Here is an 18,854-nt window from a genome sequence, read left to right as displayed (position 1 = left end):
GCGCGTACCGCGTTCGCCGCCGCCCCGTACGGCCCTGTACCGCTTTGTTCCGTGTCGTGACACGCAGTGGCGGCGGGGCGGTGCCCCGAGACACGACTACATGAAAGATCTCGACCGCGACCTCCTCGACCTTTTGATGCTCGATGCCTGCGATCAGGCGGACACGATCGACACTCGCAGCGAGGCCGGCGGCGACACTGCCGACGTCGCCGCGAGCGTCGCGTCGGAGGGGGCGGCGGCAGGAGCGGGCGGCGCGGACGAGACAGGCGTCATTACCAGAGCGCCGCTGTCGTTCGCGCAGCGGCGGCTCTGGTTTCTGCAACGGTACGCGCCGGAGGAAGACGCGTACCACATTTCCCGCGTGTTCCGCCTGCATGGCGCGGTGGCCGCGGACGATATCGAACGCGCGATCCGGGCGCTGATCGCGCGTCATGCGGTGTTGCGCACCCGTTTCGACGAGGTCGACGGCGAGCCGTCGCAGACGGTGCTCAGCGGGGCACCGTTCAACCTGGCGCGGCTCGACTGGCGCGCGCCCGGTGTGCCATCGCCGATGCCGATCGCTGCGACGGGAGACCTGGCAGGCGCGACGCCCGAGCCACGGACGGACCAGTCACGGACGGACCCGCCACAAGCGTCGCTCGACGCGCAGATTGCGGTGTTCGCCCAGCGCATGGCCCGGCAGCCGTTCGCTGCGGACGCGGTGCCACTGCTGCGCGCAAGTTGGATCGACCTGCCGGGCGACGAGCATGTGCTGGTCGTCACGATGCACCATCTGATTTCGGACGCGGCGTCGAATCTCATCTGGACCGGCGAATTCGGCGCGATCTGGGCCAATCTCCGCAGCGGCGCGGCGCCGCTCGCCGGCCTGCCACCGCTGGCCATGCAGTACGCGGACTACGCGCAACGGCAGCAGGCCGGCTGGCAGGCCGGCCGTTGGCAAGCCGAAGTCGACGGTTGGCGCGACTACCTTGCCGCCCCGTTCGGCCCGCTGCAACTGCCAGCGCCGCGCGCCCGGGAAGCCGGGCCGCAGCGCGGCGTCAGACATCGCACGGTGCCGGCGCAACTGCGCGCCGCACTCGACGCGTTTTGCGCGACGCAACGCACGACGCCGTTCCCTGCCTTGCTGGCGGTGTGGCAATTGACGCTGCAGCGTTACCACGGCGACGGCGATTTCCTGGTCGGCGTGCCGCTCGACGGGCGGCATCTGCCCGGCACGGCCGAACTGATCGGTTGTTTCGTCAACACCCAGGTCTATCGGGCCGTGTTGCGGCCGGCCGAGCCTTTCGCGCAACGCGTCGCAACCCTGGATCGCGAACGACGTGCCGCGCTCGACAGACCAAACGTGCCGTGCGAAATGGCGCTCACGGGCGCCGAGCGTCACGGCGGCGACGTCGCGATGTTCCAGACGCTGTTCAATTTTGGCCGCGCCGACGCCGAGGCGCGGCTGCGCGTCGGCGACCTGCGCGTCGAGACGGTAACGCTGGCAAACGAGACGCCACAGTTCGATCTCGTCCTCGTGGTGGAGTGGGATGAGGTGCCGCGCCTGTCGCTCGAATACGATCGGGCGCGCGTGGACGGTGTGTTGGCGGAGTCGCTGCTGGCGGATTTCGAAGCATGGCTGCAAGCGGTGCTGGAGGCGCCAGCCACACCGCTGGGGGCGCTGCCGCCGCCCACTCCGCATCGGACGACGCGCGCTGCCGCCGGCAACCCGGTTGTATCGATTGCCGAGGCCGGTGCGCCAGTCGACGCGTCGCTTGAAACACAGGCCGACATACCGGTTCATCTCCGTTTCGACGCTTGCGCGCAACGCTGTCCGGACGCAATCGCGTTGGTCCACGGCGACAGTTGCGTCGACTACGACACGCTGCGGCGCCGTGCCGATCGTCTCGCGCAGCGGCTAGTCGCGTCCGGCGTCGGACCGGAAACGACGGTCGGCGTGGCGTTGGAACGCTCGGTCGAGATGGTCGTCGCCTTGCTGGCGGTGCTGAAGGCGGGTGGCGCGTACGTGCCGCTGGATCCGGCGTATCCGGCCGAGCGTCTTGCCTACATCGTCGCCGACAGCGGCGTTCGCCTGATCCTGACGCGTCCCGACATCGCGGCCGCGCTCACGGTGCCGGCCGACGTGGTCTGTCTCGATCCGACCGACAGCGACAGCGCCAGCGACAGCAACAGCAACAGCGACAGCAACGGATTGGCCGGCGCCGACGCGCGGCAGGCGGCGCCGCCGTGCGCAGTGGCGCCGACGCACCCGGCCTACGTGATCTACACGTCCGGCTCGACCGGTCGTCCGAAGGGCGTCGCGGTGCCGCATCGCGCGCTGGCGAATTTCCTGGCGAGTATGGGCGCGCGGCCGGGCTTGCGGGCGGACGACTGCTGGGTTGCGGTGACGTCGCTGTCGTTCGACATTGCGGCGCTCGAACTGTTTCTGCCGTTGGTGACCGGCGCGCGTCTGGTGCTGTCAGATCGCGACACGGCGCGGGACGGCGCTGCGCTTGCGGCACTGCTGCGCACGTCGAGCGCCACCGTGATGCAGGCGACGCCGACGACGTGGCGCATGTTGCTCGACAGCGAAGCGGCGTTTCCGACGCTGACAGCGCTGTGCGGCGGAGAAGCGCTACCGCCCGACCTGGCTCGCGCGCTGCGCGCGCGCGGCCTGACCGTGTGGAATATGTATGGACCGACCGAGACGACGATCTGGTCGCTGCTTGGCCTGGTCGGCGAAGGCGCGCCGATGCTCGGCACGCCCGTGCGGGCCACCGAGGCGCTGGTGCTCGATGCCAGCCTGCGCGAGACGCCGGACGGCGTGCCCGGTGAACTCTATCTCGGCGGCCTCGGCCTGGCGCGCGGCTATTGGCGGCGCCCCGATCTGACCGCGACCCGCTTCGTGCCGCATCCGTCCGGGCGCGACGGCGCACGGCTCTATCGCACCGGCGATCTGGTGCGCCGTCACGCGGATGGTGCCCTCGAATACCTGGGCCGCATCGACCAGCAAGTGAAGATCCGTGGGCACCGGATCGAACTCGGCGAGATCGAGGCGGCGCTGCTCGAGTGCGCGGGCGTGCGCGAGGCGGCCGTCAGCGCGAGCGAGGGGCCGGCAGGTCTGCGTCTGCTTGGTTACGTGAGTGCCCGCGCGGGCCGGGCGCTCGATCCGGACGGCCTGCGCGCGGCGCTCGCACAGCGCCTGCCGGATTTCATGGTGCCGGCGCGCATTGCGGTGCTACCGGCGCTGCCGCTCACGCCGAACGGCAAGATCGATCGCAAGGCCTTGCCCGCGATCGCCGATGCCGGCACCGCCCATGCACCGCCGGTCGGTGCGACCGAAACCGCACTCGCCGAAGTGTGGCGCTCGGTGTTGCAGCTTGCCGCGGTGGGCCGCGACGACAACTTCTTCGCGCTGGGCGGCGACTCGATCCTGACGCTGCGCGCCGTTGCGCGTGCTGCGAAGGCGGGCCTGGCAACCACGCCACGACAATGGTTCGACACGCCGGTGCTGCGCGAGCTGGCGCGCGCCGTCGAGGTGCAAGCGACGGCCGGTGCGGCCGGCAGCGTGTCGATCCCGCTGCTGCCGCGCAGCGGTTCGCCCGCCCGGCTGCCTGCGTCGCCAGCGCAGCGTCGGCAATGGTTCCTGTGGTCGTTGCAGCCTGACAGCGCGGCATATCACATCACCGGCGCCGTGCGCCTGGTGGGCGCGGCCAACCCCGCGGCGCTGCGCAGCGCTTTCGACCGCATGGTGGCGCGGCACGAAGTCCTGCGCACTACTTTCGAGATGGATGCGGACGGTGCCTTGAGCCAGTGCATCCACGCCGCGCTGTCGATCGACTGGCGCGAGCTGCGCGGCGGCGAAGCGGACGCCTCCGCCGTCGTACAGGACTGGCTCGACGCACCGTTCGATCTGCGCGCCGGCCCGTTGCTGCGGGTCGGGGTGCTGCATCTGAGCGATGCGGCCACGCCCGCCTGCATTCTGGCGGTCGCGTTGCACCACATCGTCGCAGACGGCTGGTCACTCGACGTGCTGATGCAGGGCTTCGCCGCCGGCTATCGCGCCGCACTTGTCGGCGAGGCCGACACATTGGCGCCGCTGCCGGTGCAGTACGCCGACGCGGCGGCCTGGCAGCAGCGCCAGCTGGACGAGGGCGAGCATGCCCGCCAGTTGGCATGGTGGCGCGACACGCTTGGCGACGCTGGGCCGCTGTTGCTGCTGCCGACCGACCGGCCGCGTCTGCCGCTGGCGTCGTACACCGAGCGCTCGCACGGCTTCGTCGTGTCGCCCGACTGCGCCGCCGCGCTGCGTGCGTTGGCGGCGCCACGCGGCGCAACGCCGTTCATGGTGCTGCTGGCCGTCTTCCAGCTCTGGTTGTCGCGCTACAGCGGCCTCGACGACATCCGCATCGGCGTCCCGGTGGCGGGCCGCGAGAATCCGCAGACGGCCGGCTTGATCGGCTTGTTCATGAATACGCGGGTACTGCGCGCCCGCGTCGATCCGCGCATGACCTTCGCCGACCTACTCGAACAGGCACGTCGCGTCACGCTCGATGCCGCCGCGCATCAGTCGCTGCCTTTCGAGGCGTTGGTCGATGCGCTCGCGCCAGCGCGCAGCTTGACGCACGCGCCGCTGTTCCAGGTCCTGTTCAACCACCAGCGTGACGATGCGAGCCCGCTGCGCACGCTGCCCGGTCTGACCGCCGAGCGCTTTCTGCCACGCGAGCGGGCCGCACAATTCGAACTGACGCTCACGGTGCACGAAAGTGCGGCGGGCGGGATCCGCGGCAGTTTCGATTACGCCCAGGAGTTGTTCGACGCTGCGACGGTGGCGCGGATGGTCGCCGACTTCGAGACGCTGCTGGCGGCGGTGGCCGCTGCGCCGTTGACGCGCGTCGGCGACGTGCCGATGCCAGCCGAGGCCGCGCGCATGGCATTGCTCGCGCACGGCAGTCAGCCGCTGCCCGCCGAAGACGATGCGCTGGTACCGCGCGCGTTGTCGGCCATTGCCGCGGCGCTGCCGACGCAGCCTGCCGTGGTGCTCGACGACGTGATGCTTGACTACGCGACGCTCGACCTACTGGCCGAGCAACTCGCCGCCGAGTTGCTCGCAGCCGGCGTCGGCCCTGACGTTCGCGTCGGTGTCGCGCTGCCGCGCTCGCTCGAGATGGTGGTGGCGATTCTTGCTGTGTTGAAGGCAGGCGGCGCGTACCTGCCGCTCGATCCGGACTATCCGGCCGAGCGGCGCGCGTACATGCTGGCTGACAGCGGCGCGCCGCTCGCATTGGTCGAGCCAACCGTCGCGCGGTCGACACCGCCGGCCGGTGTCCGCTACATCGCGGTGCCGCCGTTCGATCCGGCCGTCGCCGCAGCGGCAGCACGCATGGTGCGCCCGGGCACGGATCGCGCCGGCGGCGCGCTGCACGACGCCGCGAGTCGGGCGCCGGAGCGGGCCAGCGACGACGCGCGTTGCGCACACGCAAGCGACGACACGCTGGCACGACGCGGTAGCGCGTCGCTGCGCGCCGATCATCTGGCGTACGTGATCTACACCTCGGGTTCGACCGGCCGGCCGAAAGGCGTCGGTATCACGCACGGTGCGTTCGCCGCGCATGCACGCGTGTGGGCGTCGCTGACCAGGCTTGCGCCGTCCGATCGCGTGCTGCAGTTCTCGACGATGAACTTCGACGGCTTCGTCGAACAGCTGTTCCCGGCGCTGTGCGTCGGCGCCACCGTGGTGCTGCGCGGCGCCGATCTGTGGAGTCCGCAGGAATTCCAGGAGCGGGTGCGGCGACATGCGGTGACCGTGGTCGACCTGCCGACCGCCTATTGGCACGTCCTCGTGCAGGCACTGGCCGATGCGGACCATCAAACGGGCCATCAAACGGACCATCGGGCAGACTACCGAGCGGACGGTCGAGCCGACGAAAGCGGCGACGTGCGGCCGCTCGCCGGCGTGCGGCAGCTACACGTGGGCGGCGAGGCGATGGCGCCGGCAGGACTGCGCCGCTGGCGCGAGACGCGCGGCCTCGACGACATTCGTCTGCTGAACACCTATGGTCCGACCGAGGCCACCGTCACCGCGTCGGCATGGCTGGCACCCGCCGGCGACCCCGTCGCCACGCATAGCGCGGCGCGCAGACCGGTCGCCGCGAACACTGGCGCCGGTGTGGGTCTCGTGGACCTCGCCGACGCTGCCGAAGTTGCCGAAGTTGCCGAGGTTGCCGAAGTTGCCGAAGTTGCCGAAGTTGCCGAAGTTGCCGAAGTTGCAATAGGCAATGCGCTCGGGGGCCGCCGTCTGTACGTGGTCTCGCCAGACCTGACGCTGGCACCGCAAGGTGCGGTCGGCGAGTTGCTGATCGGCGGACCGCTGCTGGCGCGCGGTTATCTCGGCCGCCCCGCGTTGACGGCGGAGCGCTTCGTGCCCGATCCATTCGGCCCACCGGGCGCACGGGCATACCGCACGGGCGACCGGGTCCGCTGGCAGGCGGATGGCACGCTCGCCTATGTTGGCCGTGCCGACTTCCAGCTCAAGATTCGCGGTTTCCGCGTCGAGCCGGGCGAGGTCGAGACTGCGTTGCTCGGACAGGCCGAGATCGGCGAGGCCGTCGTGACGGCAGTGGACGGGCCGGCGGGCAGCCGATTGGTCGCGTATGTGACGGCACGCCGAGTCGGCAGCGATCGGTCAAACGATGGACAAGGCGATCCGGATGTCGATCGGAACGGCAGCGCGCCGCCGTCGATGCTCGCATCGGCGCCGACAATCGATACTGCGGCGCTGCGCAAAGCCCTCGCCGGCGGCTTGCCCGCCCACCTGGTGCCCGCGGCCATCGTCGTGCTCGATCGCCTGCCATTGACGCCGGGCGGCAAGCTGGATCGTCAGGCGCTGCCGGGGCCCGTGTTCGAGCAGGCCGAGCACGTGCCGCCCTCGAACGAACGCGAGACACGGCTTGCCGCGCTCTGGTGCGACATACTCGGCGTGGCCGAGGTCGGACGCGACGATGATTTCTTCGCGCTGGGCGGCGACTCGATCGCCGTGCTGCGTCTGGTGGCGCTTGCCGCCTCGCACGGCGTGGCGTTGCAGGCGCGGGACGTATTCGCGCATCCGACCCTCGCCAGCCTCGCCGAAGCGACGCAGACGGCGTTGCCGGCCGAAGCGATCGTGCGCACTGCGTTGCCACGCAGTGCGTTGCCGCTGTCGCATGCCCAACAGCGGCTCTGGTTCCTCTGGCATTTCGACCCGGCTGGCGGTGCCTACCATGTTGCGGGTGGCCTGCGGCTGCGGGGATGCCTCGATCGCGATGCGGTGCGGCATGCGTTCGACGCGATCGTCGCGCGCCACGAGGTCTTGCGCACGCGCTTCGTCGAGACGCCGGCCGGCGAGGATGCCGGCGCAGGTCCGGCGCGGCAGGCGGTGCACGCCGAAGCGCGCTACGACTGGACAGAGCGGACGGTTGCCGCCGCCGACGCCCCCGCGCTGGCCGAACGCTTCGCCGATGCGCCGTTCGACCTCGTCGCCGGCCCAGTGTTGCGGGTCGGACTCTGGCGTCTGTCCGACGCGGCCTACCCGGCCCACCCGGCCTACCCGGCCCACCCGGCCCACCCGGCCCACCCGGTGGCGCCGGCGTCGGCCGCGCGAGGTGGACGTGCCAGGGGCGGCGCGCGCGCGGAGGGTGACGAGTCGGCGAACGACACGCATGTACTGCTCGTGGCGATGCACCACATCGTTGCCGACGGCTGGTCGGTCGGCCTCCTGTTGGAGGAGTTCGTCGCGGAGTACCGCGCGAGACGCGAAGGACGCGTCGCGTCGCTGCCAGCCCTGTCGATCCAGTACGGCGACTATGCGGCGTGGCAACGGGCGAGCTTCGACACCGCGCAACGCGAGCAACTGCTGCGCTGGTGGCGCACCGCGCTTGGCGATGCGCAACCGCTGCTCGCATTGCCAACCGACCGTCCGCGTGGCGCGAGCCTCGCCTACCATGCTGCCCGGCAACGTTTTGCGTTGAGCTCGGCGCAGGCCACGGCCGTGCGCAATCTCGCCCGCCGTCAACGCGTCACGCCATATGTGGTGCTGCTCGCCGCCTTCCAGGCGCTGTTGCATCGCTGGTGCGGCCAGGACGATATTCGCGTCGGCGTGCCGGTTGCCGGACGCGATAATCCGGGCACGGCCCGGCTGATCGGCGTGTTCGTGAACACGCTGGTGATGCGGGCCCGCTTCGCGCCGCGCCAGTCGGTGGCGGCGTGCCTTGCCCAGGTCGGCGCGTACGCGCAGGGCGCGCTTGCGCACCAGGCCCTGCCGTTCGACGTGCTGGTCGAAGATCTGCAGCCGGTGCGCAGCGTCAGCCATACGCCGCTGTTCCAGGTCCTGTTCAACCACCAGCGCGAGGATTACCGGGTGCTGCAGACCCTGCCGGGTCTCGCCACCAGCCATTTCGATACGGGCGGCGACGGGGTTCAGTTCGAGCTGACGCTCAATGTCAGCGAGACCTCGGCGGGCGCGATCGAAGGCAGCTTCAGCTACGCGCGCGAGCTGTTCGACGCGACGACGATCGCCGCGCTGGCCCGGCAGTACTCGACGATGATCGCCGCGTTCACCGCTGCGCCGATGCAGGCAGTCGACGACATCGCGCTACTGGACGCCGCGACCGACGCTCAGCTGCGCCGCTGGGGCGAGGGCGGCCCGGCGGCGGACGACGCGCTCGTCGACACCGCGTTCGATCGCGGCGAAGCGTGGACGGGAGCGGTGCATCGGCGCATCGAGACACAGGCCGCTCGCACGCCCGATGCGGAAGCGGTGCGTTGTGATGGGCGTGTGCTCACCTACACGGCATTGAATCGGCGCGCCAATGCGTTGGCGCAGGCACTGATCGCCGGTGGCGTGACGGCCGAAACGCCCGTCGCGGTGGCGATCGAACGTTCGCCCGACATGCTGGTTGCATTGCTCGCGGTGCTCAAGGCCGGCGGCGCCTACGTGCCGCTCGATCCGGCCTATCCGGCGGCACGACTCGCTCACATGCTCGCGCACAGCGGCGCGCCGTGGTTGCTCACGACCGCGCATAGCCGTGCCAGCTTGCCCGTCACGAACGGCGTGCATTGCATCGAAGTCGACAGTTTCGATGACGCGGCGTGGCCGCACGACGCGCCGGCTGCCGCGCCGCGCGCCGGACAACTCGCTTATGTGATCTACACCTCGGGCTCCACCGGGCAGCCAAAGGGGGTGATGATTCCGCACGGCGCGTTGGCCAACTTTCTCGGCAGTCTGGCGGCACGTCCCGGCCTTGCGTCGCGCGACCGCTGGTTGGCCGTCACGTCGCTGTCCTTCGACATCGCGGCGCTGGAGCTGTTCCTGCCGCTCGTGGTCGGCGCCACGGTGGTGCTGGCCGGACGCGAGACCGCGCGCGATGGCTTCGCACTCGCGCGTCTGGCGCACGACGAACGCGCGACGGTCCTGCAGGCAACGCCGACGACGTGGCGCATGCTGCTCGCCGCCGGCGAAGCGCTGCCGCCGCTGCGGGCGCTCTGCGGCGGCGAGGCGCTGCCGAGCGATCTTGCCGACGCCTTGCGCGCAGCCGGTCTCGAATTGTGGAATCTGTACGGTCCGACCGAAACCACCATCTGGTCGCTGCTCGACCGAGTCGCGGGCGAGCCTGTGCTGGGTCGCCCGATCGCGGCAACCGAAGCGCGCGTGCTCGACGGCAATTTGCTGCCGGTCGCGCCCGGCGTTGCCGGCGAGCTTTATCTCGGGGGCGCGGGCCTGGCGCGGGGCTACCTCAACGCGCCGGCGCTCAGCGCGGCGCGCTTCGTTCCGGACCCGTTCTCCGCGCACGGCGCACGGCTCTACCGCACCGGCGATCTGGTGCGCTGGCATCATGACGGCAGCCTGCATTACCTCGGACGTGTCGACCAGCAGGTGAAGGTACGCGGGCATCGCATCGAACTCGGCGAGATCGAGGCCTGCCTGCTGGCGCAGCCGGCGATCGGCGCGGCCGCGGTCGTCGCGCGCGACGGCGGCGCGCTGCTGGTCGGCTACGTGAGTGCGGCGCCGGGGCAGCAAGTGGACGCGGCGGCCGCGCGCGCAGTGCTGGCCGAACACCTGCCGGACTACATGGTGCCGGGCGCCGTGGTGGTGCTCGCGGCGTTGCCGCTGACACCGAACGGAAAGATCGATCGCAACGCGTTGCCGGCGCCGGATTCGCTGCGGCGCGATTTCGAGGCACCCGCGTCGCGGGAGGAGCGCCTGCTCGCTGCGCTGTGGCGCGAGCTTCTTGAGGTGAACGACGTCGGCCGGCGGGACAACTTCTTCGCGCTCGGCGGTCATTCGCTGCAGGCCATGCGCCTCGTCACCGAACTCGCGCGGCGTCACGGGCGCGTGCTGTCGCTACGCGATTGCTTCGCCGCGCCGGATCTTGCCGCGCTCGCCACGCACCTGCGCGACGCCGATGACTCCGCTGCGCGCGCCAGCGACGCCGTCGCGCCGTTGGCACCCCTTGCCCCGCTGCCGCTGCGGCCGGCGCGCAGCCGGGCGCCGCTCACCGCCGCGCAGACCCGACTCTGGTTCCTCTGGCGACTCGATCCGGACAGCGCGATCTATCGGCTGACACTGGCTTTCCGGCTCGACTCCGACCCGGACGCAACGCCGCTGGAGCCGGCAGCCGTGGCGCTTGCGGTTGCCGACGTGGTGACGCGGCACGAGGCATTGCGCTGCCGCTTCGTGCAGGATGGCGAGACACCGTGGCAGGTCTATGACGACGTGGCGCCGCACGGCTGGGCCTATGAAGACCTGAGCGCGTCGTCCGACGTGGACGCTGCCGTCGCTGCAAGGCTCGCGGCGCTGGCCGCGCAACCGATCGATCTGGTAAGCGGACCGGTATTTCGCGTCACGCTGCTGCGCACTGGCGCACGCCGCCATGTCTTGCACGCCAGCACCCATCACATCGTGGCGGACGAGTGGTCGTTGCAGGTCTTGATGCGCGATTTCGCCGCTGCCTACGCGGTCCGTGTACAACAGGTCGCAGCAGGCGGCGACGCGTTGCGCGAGGCGCGGCGGCGCACCGAACGGCACGCGGCTCGCGGCACGGACGCGATCGCGTCGGCGACGCAGACGACGCAGACGACGCAGACGACGCAGACGACGCAGACGACGCAGACGACGCAGACGACCGCAGCGCTTGCCGTCGGCGAGCGCGCAGCGGGTTTCGGCGACTTCGCCTTCTGGCAGCGGCAGTGGCTGCCGCCGCAGCGTCAGGCCGCGCAGCTCGCGTATTGGCGTGCGCGGCTCGGCGACGCACATCCGGTGCTGGACTTGCCGGTGGCGCGCAAGCGCGTCGGGCTGCGAGGCGATGCGGGCGGGAGAGTCAGTGTCGAACTGAGCGCCGCGACGAGCGCCGGGCTGCGCCAGTTGTCACGCCAGGCTGGCGTCACGCCGTTCATGACACTGCTTGCGGCCTGGCAGTTGTTGTTGTCGCGTTATTGCGCGCAGAAGGACGTGCGTGTCGGCATCCCGGTGGCCGGGCGCGTGCATCCGCAGACCGAAGACATGGTGGGCTTCTTCGTCAACACGCTGGTGCTGCGCGCCGAACTCTCGGGGCTCGCCAGCTTCGGCGACCTGCTCGCGCAGACGCGCGAACGCATGATCGAGGCGCAGGCCAACCAGGATCTGCCATTCGCGGATCTCGTCGAGGCCTTGCAGCCGCGTCGCAGCCTGGGCGAGACACCGCTGTTCCAGGTGATGTTCAACTACGGCACGCGGCCCGCCGCGCCGACACGGCTGCCGGGTATGCGCTTCGCGCTGCTCGGCGCCGGCGCGCCGACCGCGCGTTTCGATCTGGTCCTCAATGCGTTCGAGGACGACGCGTTCGGTCTGTCGCTGAGCTATGCGTGCGATATCTTCGAGCGCGACGCGGTCGCTCGCATGCTCGACGCGTACGTCACCTTGCTGGGCCGCCTGGGCAGGGTCGAAGCCGGCCGCGGTGGGCTGCCGGCGCTGTCGACGCTGGCCTTGATCGCGCCGCCGCCCGGCTACCCGGCGAGTGCCGCTGGCCGCGCCCGCCATGGCTTCGAGCCGCCGGCGGCGCGCATCGCGGCGGTGGCGCGCGCGCGGCCGCGCGCGCCAGCGGTGCATTGCGAAGGCGAGCGACTGAGCCACGGCGAACTCGAACGTTGGACGCAGGCGGTGGCCAGCGCGTTGCGACGCGACGGGCTGCGTCCGGGGGAGACCGTCGGGCTGTGCCTGGCGCGTTCGGTGGCGCTGCCGGCCGCGCTGCTGGGCGTGTGGCGTGCCGGTGGCGCGTTCGTGCCGCTCGATCCCGATTACCCGCCCGAGCGGCTGGCGTTGATGATCGAAGACGCGGGCGTCACCCGCATCATCAGCGACGCTGGCACGCGCGCGCGACTGGAAGACCTGTTCGACGCATGCAGCGTGATCGATGTCCACGTGGCGCGCGCCGCGGCGGGGGGCAACGCGTCCGCTGTTGATCTTCCGCTTGGGGCAGACGGCACCGACCGCCTTGACACGCCGTTGGCCGAACAACTCGCGTACGTCATCTACACCTCGGGTTCCACCGGCCGGCCAAAGGGGGTCGCGATCGACCATCGGAGCCTGGCGTTGCATCTCGACGACTTCATCGCGAACTATCGCATCACCGAGGCGGACCGGCAGTTGCAGTCGTCGACGATCAACTTCGACGTGGCACTGCACGAGATGCTGCCGGCGCTGATGCAGGGCGGCAGCATCGAGATGCGCGGTGCGCGGCCCTGGGACCTGGCGACGACCAGCCGGCAGCTTGCGGCGGAGCGCGTCACGTTTGCGCGCATTCCCACCGCGTACTGGCAGCAATGGTTGCGCGAGCCGCCGCCTGCCGGCGCCCTCGCCACGCTCAGGCAGATCACCGTTGGCGGCGAAGGGTTGCCGGGCGACGCGCTGCGGCAGTGGCGGGCCGGACCGCTGTCGCACATCCAGCTCGATAACCTCTACGGGCCGACCGAAACCACCGTAGCCTGCATGGCGCATCGCACGGGCGACGCGGACTGCGAACAGGCCATTGTGTCGATCGGCCGCGCCTATGCGTCGCGCACTGTGTACGTCTGTGATGACGATGGCAACGCGCTGCCGCCCGGCGCGTTGGGCGAGCTGTGCATCGGCGGCGAAACGCTGGCGCGCGGCTATCTCGGCCGCCCGGCGCTGACCGCCGAGAAGTTCGTGCCGGATCCGCACCGCGGCGACGGCGCCCGCATGTACCGCTCGGGCGATCTGTGCCGCCAACGGGCTGACGGAACCATCGACTTCCTCGGGCGCATGGATCAGCAGGTCAAGCTGCACGGCCTGCGCATCGAACTCGGCGAGATCGAGGCGGCGCTGCGCGCGGTCGCGGGCGTGCGCGAGGCGGTGGTGGAATTGCGCGGCGCGGGGGACGCGCGGCAGCTGGTGGCGTACCTCACCGGCGAGCCGGACCTGTCGACGATCCGCACCGCGCTGCAGACGCGTCTGCCCGGCTTCATGGTGCCGGCCGCGTATCTGTGTCTCGACGCTCTGCCGTTGATGCCGAATGGCAAGCTCGATCGCGCGGCGCTGCCGGCGCCGCTGGCACCGGCGGCGGCCGATGACGAGCCGCCGGCCAATGCCACCGAGGCGTTGCTGATGCAAGTCTGGGGCGACGTGCTCGGCCGCCAACGCGTCGGCCGGCATGACAACTTCTTCGAGATCGGCGGCGACTCGCTGCTCGCCTTGAAGGTTGCGGCGCGCGCGCAGCAGGCGGGCCTGGCGCATTTCGCGTTGGAGCTGTTGTTCAGCTGCCCGACGATCGCGTCGCTGGCCGCGCGAATTGCCCCGGCGGGGGACGGTCCGCCCGCGTGGATTGTCCCGCTGAATACCGACGTCGCGGACGAGGCCGCGGGCAACACGCTGTTCGTGATCCACCCCGGCTACGGCCTGGTCGCCGAATACCGGCAACTGGCCGTGGCGCTGGCACCGGCAGTCCAGGTGCTGGGCGTGCAGTCACCGATGTACGCCGATCCGGGCTGGACGCCCGCGACGCTGCACGAGATGGCAAGTGCCTACGCGGACGGCATGCGGCGGGCGCAGCCGCATGGCCCGTATCATCTGCTTGGCTGGTCGAGCGGCGCGGCGCTCGCGCATGCGATCGCGGGCGTGTTGCGAGCGGCGGGTGAGACCATTGCCTTCCTTGGCAGCGTCGACGGCGCGGGGCCGGGCGAGGTTTCTTCGGTGCGCGAGCCGGCATCCGCCCGTGCGGGTACGCCGTCCCGAGCCGCCGAAACCGCGTCGGCGGAAGCGCTGCAGGTGAGCGATGCGGAGGTGGCGGAATTGCGCGCGCTGATGGCGGCAGACAGTGCGCGCTGGGTCGATGCGCTGCCGGCCGGCGAGGCGGGCGAGCGCTGGCTGCGGACGGCGGTGCGCGTCGGCAAGCACTACGAAGTCGTGACGCGTGCTGCCGCAGCCGCGCCAGGCCAGGCGCTGCCGCTGCCGTTGCATTTGTGGCTCGCGACGCGGCGCAGCACGGCCGTCGACAACGGCGAAGTGCCGGAAGGCATCGACGTGGCGACGATGCTGCGGGGCTGGAGCGATCATGTGGCGGACGTGTTCGTCGAGCCCATCGCGGCGGACCACATCGGCATCGTCGGCGATGCAACGCTTTTCGACAGTCTGCGTCGTCGGCTCGCCGAGGTGACGCGGAATCGTGGCGCGCAGTCGGGCAGGTCGCCGGCTGTGCCAGTGGAGAAGTCGACTTGAGTGGTACCTGTTTGAGTACGACCCGGCGCCTGGGCGCCTTGTTGCTCAGCGCCGGCGCGCTGGTGCTCGCCGCATGCGGGGCAACGCGGCCGGACGCGCCGCCGACGCGTGCCTCGGCGGCCGAGACGGCACAGAAGGCAGAGACGGCGACGGCGACCGCGGACGACCGCGCCGGTACGGCCGCGACACGCCGCTTGCGCGCAGCCATTTCACGCGGCGCCGACGGTGTACCGCACATCGTTGCCGACGACTGGGCGAGCCTTGGCTGGGGCACGGCGTATGTGCAGGCGCAGGATGACCTGTGCACGATGGCCGAGGCCTTCGTCACGTATCGAGGGGAGCGCGCGCGTTACTTCGGGCCGGACGGACATCAGCGCACCGCGTCGACGCTGGGGGAGATCGACAATCTCGACTCTGACTTTCTGTTCCGCCTGATCGACGACGATGCGCGTGTCGCAGCCTATCGCGCCGCGCAGCCGCCGCGCGTGCGTGCGTTGGTGGACGGCTTCGCGGCCGGCTACAACCGCTATCTCGAAGCGCTTCGCGCCGGCGGCGAAGCGGGACGCCACCTCGCATGCCGGCAGGCGCCGTGGCTTGCCGAGATCACGCCGGCCGACGTGTATCGCCGCTTGTTCGCGGCGAACATTGCCGGCGGCCTCGCCCGCTTCGGGGCACGCATCGCGCAGGCCCGGCCGCCGGCCGCGGACCGCGCAAAGGCCGACGCCGCGTCGGACGCGATGCCAATCGCCAAGCCCCGTCTGGACGGGAGCACCGGCGCCGCATCGGAAGCAATACCCAACGGGAAGACTGGCGGCGTGCTCGACGGAGATCCGAAGGCAGGCGCGCAGGCGACGCCGGACGCCCTGGGCGTTGCGGCCACCGCTTACGGCGCCGCCCGCTTCGGCGAAGCCGACCAAGTTGACCAAGCCGGCCAAGCCGGCCAAGCCAACACTGAGCGCGCCGGCCTCGGCAGGCTGGCAGTGCGTGACGGGGAATTCGAAGTCGGCGGCGGACACGGCATCGGCAGCAACGCGTTGGCGTTCGGCGCCGCGGCCAGCCAGGGCGGACGAGCCGTGTTGCTGGGCAATCCGCACTGGTTCCTCGAAGGACCGGACCGCTTCTATCAGATGCGGCTGACCGTCCCAGGCGAACTCGATGTGGCGGGTGTCGGCTTCCTCGGCGTACCGGTGGTGATGATCGGCTACAACCAGGACATCGCCTGGACGCATACGGTGTCGGCGGCACGTCGCTTCGGCGTGTTCCAACTCGCGTTGGCCAGCGATTCGCCGACCACCTATCTAGAGGACGGTCGCCGGGTGGCGATGCAGGCGGTGCCGTTGACGGTACAGGTGCGCCAGCCCGACGGCACGCTGCAAGCAGTGACGCGTACGTTGTACCGCACGGTGCAGGGCCCGGTACTCGATCTCGGCGCGCTGTCGCCGGCGCTGCGCTGGCAGGCGGGCCAGGCATTCGTGCTGCGCGACATCAACGCCGACAACTATCGGATCTTCGAGAATTTCCTGGCATGGGGACAGGCGGGCTCGCTCGACGCCTTTGTCGCGATCCAGCGCCGCATGGCGGCGATGCCCTGGGTCAACACGGTCGCGATCGGTCGGGGCGATCCGCGCGTCTGGTTTGGCGACGTCGGTGCCGTGCCCAATGTCAGCGACGCACTGGCGGCGCGTTGCACGACGCCGCTGGGCCGTGCGTTCGCCGCGCAGGTGCCGGGCGTGCCGTTCCTGGATGGCACGCGCGCCGATTGCGCGTGGCCGACCAGCGCCGAGGCGGTGCAGCCAGGTGCGATGCCGGCTAGCGCACAGCCGCAACTGTTCCGGCAGGACTTCGTCGCGAACATGAACAATACCCACTGGCTGGTGAACCCCGCGCAGCCGCTGACGGGCTTTGCCGCGGTACTCGGTGGCGAGCGCGGCGAACTCGGCTTGCGGCCGCGGCTTGGGTTCAGGATCGCGGCGGAACGCATCGCCGGCAGCGATCGCGCGGGTCCCGCGGGCGCATCCGTGCCGAGCGTTGCGCATGTCGCGCTCGACGCGCGCTCGATGTCGGCGCTGCTGTTCAAGCGCGCCGCGCTCGATGCGGTGTGCGTCACGCAGGCGCCGCATGCGCTCAGCGCCGACATCCCTGGCGGTCCACTGCCCACCGTGGTCGATCGCGACCCGCTCGGCGGCGCGCCGCTGTCGGTCAGCAGTGTCGACCTGCGCGAGGCATGCGAGGTACTGGCGCGCTGGGACGATACCGGTGGACGTGACGCGCGCGGCGCGGTGTTGTGGGATGCGTGGTGGGCGCGGATCATGACCGTGCCGGAGTCGCAACGCTATGCGCAGCCGTTCGATCCCGCGCGCCCGCTGGCCACGCCGGCAATGCTCTCCGTCGACCGGGAAACGCTGGCGCGCATGCTTGGCATTGCCGTCGTGCGTCTGCGCGAAGGCGGCTTCACGCCGCAGGCCGAGCGCGGTGCTGCACTGTATGCTGTGCGCCACGGCGTGCGTATCCCATGGTTCGGGGGCTGCGACGACGGCGGCTATTTCACGTCCGGTTGCGCCGACCAGCCGATCGAGCAGGGCGGACAGCGCATCGATGCGCAGGCGATTGCCAATACGTATCTGCAAGTGGTGTCGTTCCCGACTTCGCCTGGCGACGAAACGCCGATGCAGGCAATGACCCTGATGGCCGGCGCGCAGTCGGACGACCCCGCTTCGCCGCACTACGTCGATGGCATGCTGCGCTATGCCAGACAGCAGTGGGCGTCGCGGCCCATCGCGAAGGCGGGCCGCGCGTCGGCAGACGGAGCCGCGCCGCAGGAGCATGTACTGGACAGCGCGTCTCCGGCGCAGTCGTCGCCCACCTTCGAGGCACCGGGACGCGCCGCGCCCAGTGCGGACTGGCGTCGGCGGATGCCGTCCTGGCCCGCGCGCGAAGCCAGCGCGCTGCTGGGCATGCCGGAGGCAAGGCTGGTCGCGGGCGAAACCGGCGCGGACAGTCGCGTGAGCCGTCTCGACGTGTCGTCACGGTCGCCCGAGGCGTGGTTCGCCGACCTCGCGGCCCGCGGCCCGCTTGACGTGATGGTTCGCAACGAACAGGCGATCGCCGAGCGCGATGTGCCGAAGGGCGGCACGTTCGCGGCGGCCGGACTGCGCCGACGCGGCGATGCCGCGAACTGGCACGATGCATTCGCGGTGACCCGCTACTACCCGAGCGACGACGGTAGCGCCGAGCGGAGCGGCACCGGCACCAGCACCGGCAATGCTCGGCGCGAGGCCTATCGCGAAGTGCAGTTTTTCGACAGCGCGGGCGGCAACGTCCTGAAGCTGCATCCGCTCGGCGGAGAACGCGACCCGAGCGCGCAGCGTGCGTTCGACGCGTGGGTTGCGCGCCACCAGAGCAGTCAGGGTAGTGCGCCGGCGCGCGGCGAAACGAGCTCGGCTGACGCGGTCGACGGTGCCGACGCGCAGACGGAGGCGACCGGCGCGACGGAAGCGGTGGAAGCGGTGGAGGCGACGGAGGCGTCGACCGGTGCGGTGCGTCGGGGCGCGGCCGGCGTTGCCCGCTGTGCGGGCGACGCCTCGCAACGGTTGAGCAACGGCGCGGCCCGTCTGGGTTTGGCGGCCGCGCTGGCGCTGGTCAAGACCAATCGCATGCCGGTGCGAATCGACGTCTTCAACCCAGGTGCCGAGATGACGCATCGCGGCCGCGTGGTCGGCTTGGACGACATTGGCGGCGGCTGGCTCAGCGTACGCATGGCAGGTTATCGTCTGCACGTGCGCCCATCCGGGCTCGAAGCCGCCTGCGTGGACCGCGCGGGCGCGGTGACGCTTCTCGATGCGGTGGGCGTACCGGCGGCGGTGCTCGCGCCCGCGGCGGGAGCGGAAGCGGGTTCGCGCAGCCGTTGGCGGGCGCTCTGGGCGGCGCGCGCCATCGCGCCGGACAAGGCGCCCGGGGGTGCGTCCACGGGTGCGTTCGAGGGGGCGTCCGGCGTTGCGTCCGGCGTTGCGTCCGGTCGGGCGTCCAACGCTGTGGCCACGAAGGCGCCGCACGCGGCCGAACCATGAGAAGCTGTCCGTGGACCGGACGCGGCCGCCAGGCGTGCGCCGCCGACCTGTCCCGTCCCCGC

2 protein-coding genes are annotated in these 18,854 nt (G+C 70.9%); both read left to right on the top strand.

What is annotated here, in order from left to right:
- The first annotated feature begins 100 nt into the window (after positions 1-100).
- A complete protein-coding gene (locus BLU54_RS00170; protein WP_091903389.1) occupies positions 101-14,725 on the top strand; it encodes a non-ribosomal peptide synthetase in 14,625 nt (4,874 codons plus the stop codon).
- Positions 14,722-18,792 (top strand): penicillin acylase family protein, encoded by a 4,071-nt coding sequence (locus BLU54_RS23935; RefSeq protein ID WP_211435270.1) that lies wholly within the window; start codon positions 14,722-14,724, stop codon positions 18,790-18,792. The genes BLU54_RS00170 and BLU54_RS23935 overlap by 4 nt, the downstream gene beginning before the upstream one ends.
- The last annotated feature ends 62 nt before the right edge of the window (positions 18,793-18,854 follow it).

The organism is Chitinasiproducens palmae (assembly GCF_900095735.1).
Taxonomy (GTDB): Bacteria; Pseudomonadota; Gammaproteobacteria; order Burkholderiales; family Burkholderiaceae; genus Chitinasiproducens; species Chitinasiproducens palmae.
The sequence above is the reverse complement of the archived record's forward strand: the minus strand, read 5'-3'. Positions and strand labels throughout refer to the sequence as shown.